The sequence below is a fragment of the Streptococcus oralis genome, assembly GCF_016127915.1.
GTDB classification, from domain to species: Bacteria; Bacillota; Bacilli; order Lactobacillales; family Streptococcaceae; genus Streptococcus; species Streptococcus oralis_BO.
In genome coordinates this window covers 950,001-966,417 of sequence record NZ_CP066059.1, presented here as the reverse complement: position 1 = coordinate 966,417, position 16,417 = coordinate 950,001, and the positions used below count along the sequence as shown (strand labels likewise).

Annotated in this window: 11 protein-coding genes, 2 tRNA genes and 2 rRNA genes (1 of these 15 running past the window's edge); 13 read left to right on the top strand and 2 right to left on the bottom strand. The window is 45.2% G+C overall.

Annotated elements, in window-relative coordinates; genetic code table 11:
- Window positions 1-33: 33 nt before the first annotated feature.
- The 3 genes from I6H78_RS04695 to I6H78_RS04685 are packed head-to-tail and all read left to right on the top strand — an operon-like array spanning window position 34 to window position 2,379.
- Window positions 34-1,164 (top strand): N-acetyldiaminopimelate deacetylase, encoded by a 1,131-nt coding sequence (locus tag I6H78_RS04695; protein WP_198458946.1) that lies wholly within the window; start codon window positions 34-36, stop codon window positions 1,162-1,164.
- 11 nt (window positions 1,165-1,175) lie between these two features.
- Window positions 1,176-1,715: a 5-formyltetrahydrofolate cyclo-ligase gene (locus I6H78_RS04690; protein ID WP_198458945.1), complete on the top strand. Its 540-nt coding sequence runs from the start codon at window positions 1,176-1,178 to the stop codon at window positions 1,713-1,715.
- Window positions 1,699-2,379, top strand: a complete 681-nt coding sequence (locus tag I6H78_RS04685; RefSeq protein ID WP_198458944.1) for a rhomboid family intramembrane serine protease — start codon at window positions 1,699-1,701, stop codon at window positions 2,377-2,379. Before I6H78_RS04690 ends, I6H78_RS04685 begins: the two co-directional genes overlap by 17 nt.
- 121 nt (window positions 2,380-2,500) lie before the next feature.
- Here I6H78_RS04685 and galU read toward each other — a convergent pair whose 3' ends face one another.
- On the bottom strand, window positions 2,501-3,400 hold the full coding sequence (gene galU, locus I6H78_RS04680; RefSeq protein WP_049490103.1) for a UTP--glucose-1-phosphate uridylyltransferase GalU: 900 nt from the start codon (window positions 3,398-3,400) through the stop codon (window positions 2,501-2,503).
- 21 nt (window positions 3,401-3,421) lie between these two features.
- Window positions 3,422-4,438 carry an NAD(P)H-dependent glycerol-3-phosphate dehydrogenase gene (locus I6H78_RS04675; RefSeq protein ID WP_125423309.1) on the bottom strand — a complete coding sequence of 339 codons (1,017 nt, stop codon included), beginning with the start codon at window positions 4,436-4,438 and terminating at the stop codon, window positions 3,422-3,424.
- A gap of 206 nt (window positions 4,439-4,644) precedes the next feature.
- Between I6H78_RS04675 and I6H78_RS04670 the strand changes: the two genes are divergently transcribed.
- From I6H78_RS04670 to I6H78_RS04625, 10 genes are all read left to right on the top strand, one after another.
- The gene (locus I6H78_RS04670; protein ID WP_198458943.1) at window positions 4,645-6,351 is read left to right on the top strand and encodes an ABC transporter ATP-binding protein; all 1,707 of its coding nucleotides are present in this window, start codon (window positions 4,645-4,647) and stop codon (window positions 6,349-6,351) included.
- A 1-nt stretch (window position 6,352) separates the two neighbouring features.
- A complete protein-coding gene (locus I6H78_RS04665; RefSeq protein WP_198458942.1) occupies window positions 6,353-8,119 on the top strand; it encodes an ABC transporter ATP-binding protein in 1,767 nt (588 codons plus the stop codon).
- Between the two features lie 139 nt (window positions 8,120-8,258).
- Window positions 8,259-8,948 (top strand): gamma-glutamyl-gamma-aminobutyrate hydrolase family protein, encoded by a 690-nt coding sequence (locus tag I6H78_RS04660; RefSeq protein ID WP_000124760.1) that lies wholly within the window; start codon window positions 8,259-8,261, stop codon window positions 8,946-8,948.
- A gap of 169 nt (window positions 8,949-9,117) precedes the next feature.
- Complete coding sequence (locus tag I6H78_RS04655; RefSeq protein ID WP_198458941.1) at window positions 9,118-10,467, top strand: glucose-6-phosphate isomerase; 1,350 nt, start codon at window positions 9,118-9,120, stop codon at window positions 10,465-10,467.
- 128 nt (window positions 10,468-10,595) lie between these two features.
- Entirely contained in the window at window positions 10,596-12,056 is a 1,461-nt protein-coding gene (gene gltX, locus I6H78_RS04650; RefSeq protein ID WP_198458940.1) for a glutamate--tRNA ligase, read from the top strand.
- A 12-nt stretch (window positions 12,057-12,068) separates the two neighbouring features.
- Window positions 12,069-12,494: a cytidine deaminase family protein gene (locus I6H78_RS04645; RefSeq protein WP_198458939.1), complete on the top strand. Its 426-nt coding sequence runs from the start codon at window positions 12,069-12,071 to the stop codon at window positions 12,492-12,494.
- A 125-nt stretch (window positions 12,495-12,619) separates the two neighbouring features.
- Window positions 12,620-12,691, top strand: a tRNA-Glu gene (locus I6H78_RS04640).
- Between the two features lie 231 nt (window positions 12,692-12,922).
- Window positions 12,923-14,471 (top strand): 16S ribosomal RNA (locus tag I6H78_RS04635).
- A 51-nt stretch (window positions 14,472-14,522) separates the two neighbouring features.
- Window positions 14,523-14,595 (top strand) — tRNA-Ala (locus I6H78_RS04630).
- A gap of 123 nt (window positions 14,596-14,718) precedes the next feature.
- Window positions 14,719-16,417, top strand: a 23S ribosomal RNA gene (locus I6H78_RS04625); it runs 1,202 nt beyond the window's last position.
- Together the 16S and 23S rRNA genes with 2 tRNA genes alongside form the textbook arrangement of a ribosomal RNA operon.

Below are 16,417 nucleotides of genomic sequence, written 5' to 3'. Positions count from 1 at the left end.
CAGCCTCTTTCTTCTATATAGGAGGACAGATAGATGTTAGATTTGATTCAGACTAGACGAGATTTACACCAGATTCCAGAGATTGGCTTGGAGGAGTTTAAGACTCAGGCTTATTTGCTGGATGTGATTGAAAAATTGACTACGGACAAGAACTTTGTTCAAGTTCGTACTTGGCGGACAGGTATTCTGGTTTATTTGCAGGGAAGTCAGCCGGAACGAACCATTGGTTGGCGAACAGACATTGATGGCCTGCCTATCGTCGAACAAACAGGACTGCCTTTTGCCTCTCAGCACCAAGGTCGCATGCATGCCTGTGGCCATGATTTTCATATGACTATTGCCTTGGGCTGTCTCGAACGCGCTCTTGAGGAGCAACCCAAGAATAATTTGCTCTTTCTATTTCAGCCTGCTGAAGAAAATGAAGCCGGTGGGATGCTTATGTATGAAGACGGTGCTTTTGGAGATTGGTTGCCAGACCAGTTTTATGGTCTCCATGTTCGTCCGGATCTGAAGGTTGGACAGATTGCGACCAATACACATACTCTCTTTGCAGGGACCTGTGAGGTGAAGATTCATTTCAAAGGAAAAGGGGGACATGCAGCTTTTCCACATGAAGCTAATGACGCCTTGGTAGCGGCTAGTTACTTTGTGACCCAGGTGCAGTCAGTTGTCAGCCGCAATGTCAACCCAATCGAGGGAGCGGTGGTGACCTTTGGCGTTTTTCAGGCTGGAACAACCAACAATGTCATCACAGATACAGCCTTTTTACACGGAACCATTCGCGCCTTGACTCAGGACATGAGTCTCTTGGTACAAAAAAGGGTCAAGACAGTTGCAGAAGGAGTTGCAGCAGCCTTTGATATGGAAGTCGAAGTGGAACTCAAGCAAGGAGGCTACCTACCTGTTGAGAACAATCCAGCCTTGGCGCGTAAACTGATGGATTTCTTTGAAGAAAAAGACGGAATCGAGTTGATTGATATCGAGCCTGCTATGACAGGTGAGGACTTTGGTTACCTCCTTTCGAAGGTAGATGGCGTTATGTTTTGGCTGGGTATCGATAGTCCCTACGCCCTTCACCATCCTCAGATGAGTCCCAAGGAAGAAGCCTTAACTATTGGGGTGGAAGCAGTATCTAGTTTCCTGAAAAAGAAGGCGGCGGAGTAGAGGAATTGTCTATGAAAGCAGAACTACGTAAGCAAGTCTTACACGAAATGAAGGCTTTATCTCAGGAGCAAAAACAGGCTATGGATCAAGTTTTAACTGAGCGTTTCTTGCATCACCCCTTTTACCAAGAAGCCAAGACCATCGCAACCTATCTCTCTTTTCCGCATGAGTTTCAAACGCAAGAATTGATCGAGCAGGCGCTGAAGGACGGCAAAAAAGTTCTGATACCCAAAACCTATCCCAAGGGGTGCATGGACTTTGTAGTCTACAATCCGCAGCAGTTGGTAAAAACTTCCTTTGGTCTAATGGAACCGCAAGGAGACTTGGAAGTGGTGGATCCGTCTCAGATTGATTTAATTCATGTTCCGGGTTTGGCTTTTACAACAGAGGGGTATCGGATTGGATATGGTGGAGGATACTACGACCGCTATCTGGAGAATTTTGCTGGGCATAGCCTAAGTACAATCTATCCTTGTCAGGTTCAGGAGTTTAACTTGGAAGACCATGATATTCCCGTACAGGAGGTGCTAACCTATGAAGGAAATCTTTGATAAACGTTATCCTGTGACTAGCTTCTTCCTCCTAGTAACAGCATTGGTATTTCTCTTGATGTTGGTTCTTACAGGTTTAAATTTTGAACGAGCAGATACCTTGCTTCAGTTTGGAGCCATGTATGGACCGATCATTCGCCTGTTCCCTGAGCAGATTTGGCGCCTTTTTTCGGCTATATTTGTGCATATCGGATGGGAGCATTTCATTGTCAATATGATTTCGCTCTACTTTCTTGGACGACAGGTTGAGGAGATTTTCGGCTCCAAGCAGTTCTTCCTTCTCTATCTCTTATCAGGAATGATGGGCAATCTCTTTGTGTTTGCTTTCACACCGAAAGTCCTAGCAGCAGGAGCATCCACCTCCCTCTATGGACTATTTGCTGCGATTATCGTTTTGCGCTACGCGACTCGCAGCCCCTATATCCAGCAGTTGGGGCAATCCTATCTGACACTTTTCGTGATCAATATCATTGGAAGTGTTCTGATTCCAGGAATCAGCCTAGCTGGGCATATTGGTGGCGCAGTAGGCGGTGCTTTTCTAGCAGTCATTTTTCCAGTTAAATGGGAGAGAAAGATGTATAGTACCAGCCAGCGAATCGGAGCAATTGTACTTTTTATCGCACTAGCCATTTTCCTTTGCTATAAGGGAATGAGCTATGTGTAGGGATGGAATAGTTAAATGCGAGCACCGATTCGGTTGCTAATAAGTCATCTGCAAAGATGGCTTTTTTTATTGCAAGCTTCAACAAAAAACAAAGCCCCTAATTAAGAGCTTTGTTTTTCTTCTATTCTCCCCCAGCTAACTCTTTTCCAAGTTGGATGAGGTAGTCTTTCAAGTCGTCTTTGACTTGTGGGTGTTTGAGAGCGTAGTCGATGGAGGTTTTCATAAAGCCAAACTTGTCTCCGACATCGTAACGAGCCCCTTTGAACTCACGAGCAAATACACGTTGTGTTTTATTGAGGGTATCGATTGCATCTGTCAGCTGAATTTCATTTCCTGCACCTGGAGCTTGATTTTCGAGGATTTGGAAAATTTCAGGAGTAAGGAGGTAGCGTCCGATGATAGCAAGGTCGCTAGGAGCATCCTCCGGCGCAGGTTTTTCAACGAAGGTTTCAACGCTGTAAAGACCGTCTTTCCCTTCTCCTTGCGGAGCAATAACCCCATAAGCAGATACTTCGTCGTGAGGGACTGGCATAACAGCGATAGTAGACGCGTGGGTACGCTCGTAGTCATCCATGAGTTGTTTGGTAAGTGGAACAGCCTTTTCGTCTGTGATATCCATCAAGTCATCACCAAGCATAACGACAAAAGGTTCATTTCCAACGAAAGCTTTGGCCTGCAAGACAGCATCTCCGAGACCGCGTGGATGCGTTTGGCGGATAAAATGTAGGCGCATGCCGGTTGTCTCATCAACCAACTTCAAAAGATCTGTTTTCCCTTTTTCTTTGAGGTTATATTCCAATTCGAAGTTTGAATCGAAGTGGTCCTCGATAGAACGTTTTGACTTACCCGTAACAACCAAAATGTCTTCGATTCCAGACTTGAGTGCTTCTTCAACGATAAACTGGATAGTTGGCTTGTCTACGATTGGCAACATTTCCTTGGCCAAGGCCTTAGTTGCTGGGAGGAAACGAGTTCCCAATCCAGCGGCAGGGATGACTGCTTTTCTGACTTTTTGTTTCATGATGTTCCTTTCTATAAAGGTCTATGACCATTCGTTTTCTGCTTTAAATTCATTGCTCATGATGCCAGTGATTGCTTCTTTGATATTGACACCTTCGTAGATAACTCGGTAAATAGCCTGTGTGATTGGCATGTAGACACCCAATTCCTGAGCCAGCTCGTAAGCTGCTCGAGTTGTTGAAATGCCTTCGATGACCATGCCCATGTTTGCTTCGATGTCTGCGAGGGATTCTCCGCGACCGAGAGCATCACCTGCCCTCCAGTTACGAGAGTGGACAGATGTCCCCGTTACGATCAAATCTCCAACTCCAGAAAGACCGCTATAAGTCAGAGGGTTAGCTCCAAGAGCGACACCTAGACGGGTGATTTCTGCTAATCCTCGAGCGATGATGGCTGCCTTGGCATTGTCGCCAAACCCCAGACCATGTAGTGCCCCAGCGCCAACTGCGATGATGTTTTTGAGAGCACCAGCGGTTTCAACTCCGACAACATCCGTATTAGTATAGAGACGGAAGTAGTGATTGCTAAAGAGATTTTGGACGTACTGAGCAGTTTCAAGGTCTTTAGAGGCTGCTGTAATCAAGGTAATATCCCGTACAATAGTTTCCTCAGCATGGCTAGGTCCTGAAACAACAACGACTTCACTACGAAGGTCAGCTGGGATTTCCTCCTCAAGAATAGTTGATAGGCGTTTGTGGCTATCTGGTTCCAATCCTTTGGAGGCATGCATGATGACAACCTTGTGATCGAGTACCTTTGCTACTTGTTGGGCAACCAGTCTCGTTACTTTTGTTGGGACCACAAATAAAACAGCATCCACATCCTTGAGTGTTTCTTCTAAGTCATGATAGGCTTTGATCTTTTCGTCGAGTAGGATATCTTTGAAGTAGCGTTTGTTTGTATGTTGGTTATTGATTTCATCAATTTGGTCAGAAATATTTCCCCAAATGCGAACTTCGTGTCCATTGTCGTTTAGGACCTGCGAAAGGGCAGTTCCCCAAGAACCAGGACCCAAGACAGCGATGGTTTGTTTCTTCATCTTTTCCTCCTTGTAAGAGTTCTTCCTTCCATTTTACCATAAAAAGCCTTTTCATGCATCACCTGTAGATGAAAGCGCACTAATTTATAATAAGGAGACTTCTTTGACAAGATGCCTCTTTTTTGCTAGAATAGCATCAATATGAACGAATGAGAAGGAGCTGACGCAGGATGTCGCTCCCTTTATCTATTTTATTAGGAGGAAATATGCTCATTAAAAAATTAAAAACCTATAAATGGCAGGCCTTGGCATCCTTAATGATGACAGGCTTGATGGTTGCGAGTTCGCTCTTGCAACCGCGCTATTTGCAAGAGGTGTTAGAGGCATTGTTGGCTGGTCAACATGAGGCTATCTATAGTATTGGTGTCTGGCTGATAGGAGTAGCCCTAGTCGGTCTGGTTGCAGGTGGGGTCAATGTGACACTTGCAGCCTACATTGCTCAAGGAGTGTCTTCGGACCTTCGGGAAGACGCCTTTCGCAAGATCCAGACTTTTTCTTATGCCAATATCGAGCAGTTCAATGCGGGCAATCTTGTCGTCCGAATGACCAATGATATCAACCAAATTCAGAACGTGGTGATGATGGCTTTTCAAATCCTCTTCCGTCTCCCTCTTCTCTTTATCGGTTCCTTTATCTTGGCGGTTCACACTCTTCCGTCACTTTGGTGGGTGATTGTCCTCATGGTGCTCTTAATCTTTGCACTAACAGCCATCATGATGGGGATGATGGGGCCACGATTTGCTAAGTTTCAAACCCTTCTTGAACGGATCAATGCTATCGCCAAGGAAAATCTACGTGGTGTGCGCGTAGTCAAATCCTTTGTGCAGGAAAAAGAGCAGTTTGCCAAATTTACTGAAGTTTCAGATGAACTTCTCGGACAAAATCTTTATATCGGTTATGCCTTCTCAGTTATAGAACCCTTTATGATGCTAGTCGGCTATGGGGCAGTCTTTCTCTCTATCTGGTTGGTGGCAGGTATGGCTCAGTCAGATCCGTCTGTTGTGGGCTCGATTGCTTCCTTTATCAACTATCTCAGCCAGATTATCTTTACCATCATCATGGTTGGATTTTTAGGGAATTCTGTCAGTCGTGCTATGATTTCCTTGCGTCGTATCCGCGAAATTCTAGATACCGAGCCAGCGATGACCTTTAAAGATCTCCCAGACGAAGAGTTAGGAGGAAGTCTCTCTTTTGAAAATGTGACCTTCACCTATCCTAATGACGATGAGCCTATGCTGAAGAATGTAACCTTTGATGTTGCGCCTGGTCAGATGGTCGGTGTGGTTGGGGCGACTGGAGCAGGGAAGTCTACCTTGGCTCAGTTAATTCCACGACTGTTTGATCCACAGGAGGGCTCTATCAAGATTGGTGGCAAGGATATTCGAGACGTCAGCGAGGGAACTTTGCGTAAAACAGTTTCCATCGTCTTGCAACGTGCTATTCTCTTTAGCGGGACCATTGCAGATAATCTTCGTCAAGGGAAAGGCAATGCCAGCGTGTCAGAAATGGAACGTGCAGCACGGATTGCCCAAGCCAGTGAATTTATCGGGCGCATGGAAAACAAATTTGAGAGTCAGGTTGAAGAACGTGGCAGCAACTTTTCTGGTGGACAAAAGCAACGGATGTCGATTGCCCGTGGGATTGTCAGCAATCCCCGGATCCTGATTTTTGACGATTCGACTTCAGCCCTAGATGCCAAGTCAGAAAGACTCGTACAGGAAGCTTTGAACAAAGACCTGAAAGGGACGACAACCATTATCATCGCTCAAAAGATTAGTTCGGTCGTCCATGCAGACAAGATTTTGGTTTTGGATCAAGGGCGTTTGATTGGAGAAGGACGGCATGCAGACTTGGTAGCTAACAATGCCGTCTACCGCGAAATCTACGAAACACAAAAGGGAAAGGAGGAATAAAATGAAAACCGTTCGATTTTTCTGGAATTATTTTAAAGTTTACAAGCTCTCCTTTGTTATTGTGATTCTGATGGTTGCAGTTGCGACGATTGCCCAAGCCCTCTTTCCAGTTTTTTCAGGTCAAGCAGTGACAGAGCTCGCTAACCTAGTTCTGGCTTATCAAAATGGGACTTCCGAACTAGCCTGGCAGAGTTTGTCAGCTCTGATGCTGAATCTAGCTCTGGTTGTCCTCGCCTTAGTGGTATCCAGTTTGATTTACATGACCTTGATGACCCGTGTGATTGCTGAGTCAACAAATGAGATGCGTAAGGGCCTTTTTGGTAAACTTTCTCGTTTAACGGTTTCTTTCTTTGACCGCCATCAGGATGGTGATATCCTTTCTCGATTCACGAGTGACTTGGACAACATCCTTCAAGCCTTCAATGAAAGCCTAGTTCAGGTCATGAGCAATATTGCTCTTTACATCGGTTTGATTTTTGTCATGTTTTCAAAGAATGTGACGCTAGCCCTGATAACAGTAGGCAGCACTCCAGTGGCCTTTCTCATGTTGGTCTTCATCGTGAAAATGGCCCGCAAGTACACCAATCTCCAGCAAAAAGAGGTTGGGAAACTCAACGCCTACATGGACGAGAGTATTTCTGGACAGAAAGCTGTTATCGTACAAGGAATTCAAGACGACATCGTAGCAGGCTTTGTGGAGCAAAATGAGCGCGTGCGCAAGGCGACCTTTAAAGGGAGAATGTTCTCAGGCATCCTCTTTCCAGTTATGAATGGGATGAGCTTGGTCAATACGGCCGTCGTCATTTTTGCAGGTTCTGCGGTCTTGTTGAACGATCCAAGTATCGAAACAACGACAGCCCTAGGTTTGATTGTCATGTTTACCCAATTTTCTCAGCAGTACTACCAGCCGATTATCCAGGTGGCTGCGAGTTGGGGAAGCCTCCAGTTGGCCTTTACTGGAGCAGATCGTATCCAAGAAATGTTCGATGCAGAAGAAGAGATCCGCCCGCAAAATGCACCATCCTTTACGGAATTACGAGAGGGCGTTGAAATCAGTCACATTGATTTCTCTTATGTGCCAGACAAGCCGATTTTGAAAGATGTCAGCATTTCAGCTCCTAAGGGGCAGATGATAGCAGTTGTCGGTCCGACTGGCTCAGGGAAAACGACCATCATGAACCTCATCAATCGTTTCTACGATGTGGATGCAGGCAGCATTTGCTTTGATGGCAAAGACATCCGTGACTACGACTTGGACAGCCTGCGGAGTAAGGTCGGTATTGTCTTGCAGGATTCGGTCTTGTTTAGTGGAACAATCCGAGACAATATCCGCTTTGGTGTGCCAGATGCCAGTCAGGAAATGGTTGAAGCTGCTGCTAAGGCAACTCATATTCATGACTACATCGAAAGCTTGCCTGATAAGTATGATACCCTTATTGATGATGAGCAAAATATCTTCTCAACTGGGCAGAAACAATTGATTTCCATCGCTCGTACCTTGATGACAGACCCTCAAGTCCTAATCCTAGATGAAGCGACTTCCAATGTCGATACCGTAACAGAAAGCAAAATCCAGCATGCTATGGAGGCAGTTGTAGCAGGACGAACCAGTTTTGTTATTGCCCATCGTCTCAAGACCATCCTCAATGCCGATCAGATTATTGTCCTCAAAGATGGAGAGGTTATTGAACGTGGAAATCATCACGAGTTGCTCAAACTTGGCGGTTTCTACTCAGAACTGTATCACAATCAATTTGTCTTCGAATAAAAAAGAAGTTGTCCTCGTTGGGCAGCTTTTTCTTATCCATAAAAAATACTTATCACGGTCTTTAAAAAAACATATTAGACAGGAAAGGGTTGGAGTGATAAGATAAGACTGTCGCAAGAAAATCGAAAGGAGACACATCATGGCTAGAACGGTTGTAGGAGTTGCTGCGAATCTATGTCCTGTAGATGCAGAAGGGAAAAACATTCACTCATCTGTATCCTGTAAATTTGCAGAGAGCATTCGTCAAGTCGGTGGTCTTCCTTTAGTAATTCCTGTAGGGGATGAGTCCATTGTTCGCGATTATGTGGAAATGATTGACAAACTCATTTTGACAGGTGGGCAAAATGTCCATCCTCAGTTTTATGGAGAGAAAAAGACCATTGAGAGCGATGATTACAACCTTGTACGCGATGAGTTTGAACTAGCTCTCTTGAAAGAAGCGCTCCGTCAGAATAAACCAATTATGGCAATCTGTCGCGGAGTTCAGCTGGTCAATGTTGCTTTTGGCGGCACTCTCCACCAAGAAATTGAAGGTCACTGGCAAGGCTTGCCTTTTGGAACATCTCATTCTATTGAGACGGTAGAAGGGAGTGTGGTGGCTAAGTTGTTTGGAAGAGAAAGTCAGGTCAACTCAGTCCATCGTCAGAGTATCAAAGATCTGGCACCTAATTTTCGTGTGACAGCTATTGATCCAAGAGACCAGACCATTGAAGCGATTGAGTCTATCGACGAGCACCGTATCATTGGTTTGCAGTGGCATCCAGAGTTTCTGGTCAATGAAGAAGACGGCAATTTAGAACTATTTGAGTATTTATTAAATGAATTGTAACGGTTAGAGACTCTAGCCGTTTTTATTCGTTCTTTCAGATTTTTTTGTATTTTGGCATTTTTACGCAAACGTTTGAATTCTGATAAAAATTGGGCAAATTCAATAAAAAAACTTGAAAAAATCGAAGGTAAGCGTTATGATAGAAAAGAAGAAATTTTGGAGGATTATCATGTCACATATTAAATTTGATTATTCAAAAGTTTTAGACAAATTTGTTGCTCCACATGAAGTGGAATACATGCAAGCACAAGTAACAGCTGCAGACGAATTGATCCGTAAAGGAACTGGTGCTGGTAGCGACTTTTTGGGTTGGTTGGACCTTCCTGAAAATTATGACCGCGAAGAATTCGACCGCATCTTGAAAGCTGCTGAGCAAATCAAATCAGATAGCGATGTCTTGGTTGTAATCGGTATTGGTGGATCTTACCTTGGTGCCAAAGCAGCCATCGACTTCTTGAACCACCACTTTGCGAACTTGCAAACAAAAGAAGAACGCAAAGCTCCACAAATCCTTTACGCTGGAAACTCAATCTCATCTACTTACCTTGCTGACTTGGTAGAGTACGTAACTGACAAAGACTTCTCAGTAAACGTGATTTCTAAATCAGGTACAACAACAGAACCAGCGATTGCTTTCCGTGTCTTCAAAGAACTCTTGGTTAAGAAATACGGTCAAGAAGAAGCTAACAAACGTATCTATGCTACAACTGACCGCCAAAAAGGTGCTGTTAAGGTTGAAGCAGACGCTAACGGTTGGGAAACATTTGTTGTTCCAGATGACATCGGTGGACGCTTCTCAGTATTGACAGCAGTTGGATTGCTTCCAATCGCAGCATCAGGTGCAGACATCAAAGCTCTTATGGAAGGTGCGAATGCAGCTCGTAAAGACTACACTTCAGACAAACTTTCAGAAAATGAAGCTTACCAATACGCAGCAGTTCGTAACATCCTTTACCGTAAAGGCTACGCTACTGAAATCTTGGTAAACTACGAACCATCACTTCAATACTTCTCAGAATGGTGGAAACAATTGGCTGGTGAATCAGAAGGGAAAGACCAAAAAGGGATTTACCCAACTTCAGCAAACTTCTCAACTGACTTGCACTCACTTGGTCAATTTATCCAAGAAGGAACTCGTATCATGTTTGAAACAGTTGTCCGTGTTGACAAACCTCGTAAGAACGTGATCATTCCTACTTTGGAAGAAGATCTTGACGGACTTGGTTACCTTCAAGGAAAAGACGTTGACTTTGTAAACAAAAAAGCGACTGACGGTGTTCTTCTTGCCCACACTGACGGTGATGTACCAAACATGTACGTGACTCTTCCAGAGCAAGATGCCTTCACTCTTGGTTACACTATCTACTTCTTCGAATTGGCAATTGCCCTTTCAGGTTACTTGAATGCCATCAACCCATTTGACCAACCAGGTGTTGAAGCCTACAAACGTAACATGTTTGCCCTTCTTGGAAAACCAGGATTTGAAGAATTGAGCAAAGAGCTTAACGCACGTCTATAATAGAAGAAAAGAGTGGCTTGACCACTCTTTTTACTCTCTTTATTCATAGACATTGGACTCAGGCGAGACTTGTGATATAATATAGAAAGCAAAAAAGGCAGACGCCTAGAGACTTTATAGGAGAAACTATGTCAAAAGATATCCGCGTACGCTACGCACCAAGTCCAACAGGACTCCTACACATCGGAAATGCCCGTACAGCATTATTCAACTACCTTTACGCACGCCATCATGGTGGAACTTTTATCATCCGTATCGAAGATACTGACCGTAAACGCCATGTTGAGAATGGAGAACGTTCACAGCTTGAAAATCTTCGCTGGTTGGGAATTGACTGGGATGAAAGTCCAGAAACTCATGAAAACTATCGCCAATCAGAGCGTTTGGAACTCTATCAAAAATACATCGACCAATTGCTAGCTGAAGGAAAAGCCTACAAATCTTACGTCACAGAAGAAGAGTTGGCAGCTGAACGCGAACGCCAAGAAGCAGCAGGTGAAACACCACGTTACATCAATGAATACCTTGGTATGAGCGAAGAAGAAAAAGCAACTTACATCGCAGAACGTGAAGCAGCCGGTATCATCCCAACTGTTCGTTTGGCTGTTAATGAATCTGGTATCTACAAATGGCATGACATGGTCAAAGGTGATATCGAGTTTGAAGGTGGCAATATCGGCGGTGACTGGGTGATTCAAAAGAAAGATGGTTACCCAACTTACAACTTTGCCGTTGTTATTGATGACCACGATATGCAAATCTCTCATGTTATCCGTGGAGATGACCACATTGCCAACACACCCAAACAGCTTATGGTTTATGAAGCTCTTGGGTGGGAAGCTCCAGAGTTCGGTCACATGACTTTGATTATCAACTCTGAAACGGGTAAAAAATTGTCTAAACGGGATACCAATACCCTTCAGTTTATCGAAGACTACCGTAAAAAAGGCTATTTGCCAGAAGCCGTCTTTAACTTTATCGCCCTTCTTGGTTGGAACCCAGGTGGCGAAGATGAAATTTTCTCTCGTGAAGAACTCATTAAACTTTTCGATGAAAACCGCCTCAGCAAGTCTCCAGCAGCCTTCGACCAGAAAAAACTTGACTGGATGAGCAACGACTACATCAAGAGAGCTGATCTAGCTACTATCTTTGAAATGGCCAAACCTTACTTAGAAGAAGCAGGACGTTTGACTGACAAATCTGAAAAAATGGTAGAACTCTACAAACCACAAATGAAGTCAGTGGACGAAATCGTTCCATTGACAGATCTTTTCTTCTCAGATTTCCCAGAGTTGACAGACGCTGAGCGCGAGGTCATGGCAGGAGAAACCGTTCCTGTTGTTCTAGAAGCCTTCAAAGCGAAACTAGAAGCAATGACAGATGAAGAATTTGTGACAGAAAACATCTTCCCACAAATCAAAGCAGTACAAAAAGAAACAGGTATTAAAGGGAAAAATCTCTTCATGCCTATTCGTATTGCTGTATCAGGTGAAATGCATGGACCAGAATTGCCAGACACCATTTTCTTACTTGGACGTGAAAAGTCAATCCAGCATATTGAAAACATGCTGAAAGAGATTTCTAAATAAAAAGGACTTCCGATGGATACATGGGAAAAGATGTATGAAGAAGCACAAACACTATACAATCCCCATGAAGTTTCTGACTTTGTTTATGCTAACCATGTTGTTGCTGCAGTAGAAGCAGAAGATGGTCAGATCTTCACAGGATTTTGTATGGAAGGCACTTGTGGCGTTTTTCATCTCTGTGCAGAACGAGCGGCTCTCTTCAATATGTATCAATTTTCAGGACAAACTAAAGTTAAGAAAATCCTCGCCTTTCGAGACAAACCTCCCTACGGCGAAGGATCAGGTATGCCCTGTGGCGCTTGCAGAGAATTTCTCTTAGAATTGAATGCTGAAAACAAAGAAGCAGAGTTCATGATAGACTACGAAACAAGAAAAACAATTAAGGTTGCCGAATTGATCCCTTACTGGTGGGGAGAGGAACGTGCGACTAATTGGTAAGATAAATAGAGGGAGTCAGTTTAACTGGCTCTTTTCCCCTAATCTTTTCAGAATTTCGGTAAAGAGGAAAAAAGTTCTTGACAAAGGTAAAAAAGTAGGTATAATAGAAAGAGTTGAAAAGCTCAGGTCCGTTGGTCAAGGGGTTAAGACACCGCCTTTTCACGGCGGTAACACGGGTTCGAATCCCGTACGGACTATGGTGTATTGCGGTTAAAAAAACTTGAAAAAAAGTTCAAAAAATCTGTTGACAGAGACAGATGGCTGTGATATACTAATATAGTTGTCGCTTGAGAGAGAATGAGTGACAAAGACCTTTGAAAACTGAACAAGACGAACCAATGTGCAGGGCACTATAACTGAGGTTATAGTACTGAACAATGAAAAAACAATAAATCTGTCAGTGACAGAAATGAGTGAGAACTCAAACTTTTAATGAGAGTTTGATCCTGGCTCAGGACGAACGCTGGCGGCGTGCCTAATACATGCAAGTAGAACGCTGAAGCTTGGTGCTTGCACCGAGCGGATGAGTTGCGAACGGGTGAGTAACGCGTAGGTAACCTGCCTGGTAGCGGGGGATAACTATTGGAAACGATAGCTAATACCGCATAATAGTAGATGTTGCATGACATTTGCTTAAAAGGTGCAATTGCATCACTACCAGATGGACCTGCGTTGTATTAGCTAGTTGGTGAGGTAACGGCTCACCAAGGCAACGATACATAGCCGACCTGAGAGGGTGATCGGCCACACTGGGACTGAGACACGGCCCAGACTCCTACGGGAGGCAGCAGTAGGGAATCTTCGGCAATGGACGGAAGTCTGACCGAGCAACGCCGCGTGAGTGAAGAAGGTTTTCGGATCGTAAAGCTCTGTTGTAAGAGAAGAACGAGTGTGAGAGTGGAAAGTTCACACTGTGACGGTATCTTACCAGAAAGGGACGGCTAACTACGTGCCAGCAGCCGCGGTAATACGTAGGTCCCGAGCGTTGTCCGGATTTATTGGGCGTAAAGCGAGCGCAGGCGGTTAGATAAGTCTGAAGTTAAAGGCTGTGGCTTAACCATAGTACGCTTTGGAAACTGTTTAACTTGAGTGCAAGAGGGGAGAGTGGAATTCCATGTGTAGCGGTGAAATGCGTAGATATATGGAGGAACACCGGTGGCGAAAGCGGCTCTCTGGCTTGTAACTGACGCTGAGGCTCGAAAGCGTGGGGAGCAAACAGGATTAGATACCCTGGTAGTCCACGCCGTAAACGATGAGTGCTAGGTGTTAGACCCTTTCCGGGGTTTAGTGCCGTAGCTAACGCATTAAGCACTCCGCCTGGGGAGTACGACCGCAAGGTTGAAACTCAAAGGAATTGACGGGGGCCCGCACAAGCGGTGGAGCATGTGGTTTAATTCGAAGCAACGCGAAGAACCTTACCAGGTCTTGACATCCCTCTGACCGCTCTAGAGATAGAGTTTTCCTTCGGGACAGAGGTGACAGGTGGTGCATGGTTGTCGTCAGCTCGTGTCGTGAGATGTTGGGTTAAGTCCCGCAACGAGCGCAACCCCTATTGTTAGTTGCCATCATTCAGTTGGGCACTCTAGCGAGACTGCCGGTAATAAACCGGAGGAAGGTGGGGATGACGTCAAATCATCATGCCCCTTATGACCTGGGCTACACACGTGCTACAATGGCTGGTACAACGAGTCGCAAGCCGGTGACGGCAAGCTAATCTCTTAAAGCCAGTCTCAGTTCGGATTGTAGGCTGCAACTCGCCTACATGAAGTCGGAATCGCTAGTAATCGCGGATCAGCACGCCGCGGTGAATACGTTCCCGGGCCTTGTACACACCGCCCGTCACACCACGAGAGTTTGTAACACCCGAAGTCGGTGAGGTAACCTTTTAGGAGCCAGCCGCCTAAGGTGGGATAGATGATTGGGGTGAAGTCGTAACAAGGTAGCCGTATCGGAAGGTGCGGCTGGATCACCTCCTTTCTAAGGATAAGGAACTGCACATTGGTCTTGTTTAGTCTTGAGAGGTCTTGTGGGGCCTTAGCTCAGCTGGGAGAGCGCCTGCTTTGCACGCAGGAGGTCAGCGGTTCGATCCCGCTAGGCTCCATTGGTGAGAGATCACCAAGTAATGCACATTGAAAATTGAATATCTATATCAAATAGTAACAAGAAAATAAACCGAAACGCTGTAGTATTAATAAGAGTTTATGACTGAAAGGTCAGAAAATAAGGTTAAGTTAATAAGGGCGCACGGTGGATGCCTTGGCACTAGGAGCCGAAGAAGGACGTGACAAACGACGATATGCCTTGGGTAGCTGTAAGTAAGCGATGATCCAGGGATTTCCGAATGGGGGAACCCAACAGGTACTACCTGTTACCCACATCTGTTAAGGATGTGAGGAGGAAGACGCAGTGAACTGAAACATCTAAGTAGCTGCAGGAAGAGAAAGCAAAAGCGATTGCCTTAGTAGCGGCGAGCGAAACGGCAGGAGGGCAAACCGAAGAGTTTACTCTTCGGGGTTGTAGGACTGCAATGTGGACTCAAAGATTATAGAAGAATGATTTGGGAAGATCAGCCAAAGAGAGTAACAGCCTCGTATTTAAAATAGTCTTTGTACCTAGCAGTATCCTGAGTACGGCGGGACACGAGAAATCCCGTCGGAATCTGGGAGGACCATCTCCCAACCCTAAATACTCCCTAGTGACCGATAGTGAACCAGTACCGTGAGGGAAAGGTGAAAAGCACCCCGGGAGGGGAGTGAAATAGAACCTGAAACCGTGTGCCTACAACAAGTTCGAGCCCGTTGATGGGTGAGAGCGTGCCTTTTGTAGAATGAACCGGCGAGTTACGATATGATGCGAGGTTAAGTTGAAGAGACGGAGCCGCAGGGAAACCGAGTCTGAATAGGGCGCATTAGTATCATGTCGTAGACCCGAAACCATGTGACCTACCCATGAGCAGGTTGAAGGTGCGGTAAGACGCACTGGAGGACCGAACCAGGGCACGTTGAAAAGTGCTTGGATGACTTGTGGGTAGCGGAGAAATTCCAAACGAACTTGGAGATAGCTGGTTCTCTCCGAAATAGCTTTAGGGCTAGCGTCGACATAAAGATTCTTGGAGGTAGAGCACTGTTTGGGTGAGGGGTCCATCCCGGATTACCAATCTCAGATAAACTCCGAATGCCAATGAATTATGGTCGGCAGTCAGACTGCGAGTGCTAAGATCCGTAGTCGAAAGGGAAACAGCCCAGACCACCAGCTAAGGTCCCAAAATAATTGTTAAGTGGAAAAGGATGTGGGGTTGCACAGACAACTAGGATGTTAGCTTAGAAGCAGCTATTCATTCAAAGAGTGCGTAATAGCTCACTAGTCGAGTGACCCTGCGCCGAAAATGTACCGGGGCTAAAACAATTTACCGAAGCTGTGGATACCTTTATAGGTATGGTAGGAGAGCGTTCTATGTGTGAAGAAGGTATACCGTGAGGAGTGCTGGAACGCATAGAAGTGAGAATGCCGGTATGAGTAGCGAAAGACAGGTGAGAATCCTGTCCACCGTAAGACTAAGGTTTCCAGGGGAAGGCTCGTCCGCCCTGGGTTAGTCGGGACCTAAGGAGAGACCGAAAGGTGTATCCGATGGACAACAGGTTGATATTCCTGTACTAGAGTATGTAGTGATGGAGGGACGCAGTAGGCTAACTAAAGCAGACGAATGGAAGTGTCTGTCTAAGCAGTGAGGTGTGATATGAGTCAAATGCTTATATCTATAACATTGAGCTGTGATGGGGAGCGAAGTTTAGTAGCGAAGTTAGTGACGTCACACTGCCAAGAAAAGCTTCTAGCGTTTAAACATACTCTACCCGTACCGCAAACCGACACAGGTAGTCGAGGCGAGTAGCCTCAGGTGAGCGAGAGAACTCTCGTTAAGGAAC

Excerpts from the sequence above, each read along its gene's own strand:
- I6H78_RS04695 (WP_198458946.1), top strand. The coding sequence starts at position 34 with ATGTTAGATTTGATTCAGACTAGACGAGATTTACACCAGATTCCAGAG.
- I6H78_RS04690 (WP_198458945.1), top strand. The coding sequence starts at position 1,176 with ATGAAAGCAGAACTACGTAAGCAAGTCTTACACGAAATGAAGGCTTTA.
- I6H78_RS04685 (WP_198458944.1), top strand. The coding sequence starts at position 1,699 with ATGAAGGAAATCTTTGATAAACGTTATCCTGTGACTAGCTTCTTCCTC.
- galU (WP_049490103.1), bottom strand. The coding sequence starts at position 3,400 with ATGAAACAAAAAGTCAGAAAAGCAGTCATCCCTGCCGCTGGATTGGGA.
- I6H78_RS04675 (WP_125423309.1), bottom strand. The coding sequence starts at position 4,438 with ATGAAGAAACAAACCATCGCTGTCTTGGGTCCTGGTTCTTGGGGAACT.
- I6H78_RS04670 (WP_198458943.1), top strand. The coding sequence starts at position 4,645 with ATGCTCATTAAAAAATTAAAAACCTATAAATGGCAGGCCTTGGCATCC.
- I6H78_RS04665 (WP_198458942.1), top strand. The coding sequence starts at position 6,353 with ATGAAAACCGTTCGATTTTTCTGGAATTATTTTAAAGTTTACAAGCTC.
- I6H78_RS04660 (WP_000124760.1), top strand. The coding sequence starts at position 8,259 with ATGGCTAGAACGGTTGTAGGAGTTGCTGCGAATCTATGTCCTGTAGAT.
- I6H78_RS04655 (WP_198458941.1), top strand. The coding sequence starts at position 9,118 with ATGTCACATATTAAATTTGATTATTCAAAAGTTTTAGACAAATTTGTT.
- gltX (WP_198458940.1), top strand. The coding sequence starts at position 10,596 with ATGTCAAAAGATATCCGCGTACGCTACGCACCAAGTCCAACAGGACTC.
- I6H78_RS04645 (WP_198458939.1), top strand. The coding sequence starts at position 12,069 with ATGGATACATGGGAAAAGATGTATGAAGAAGCACAAACACTATACAAT.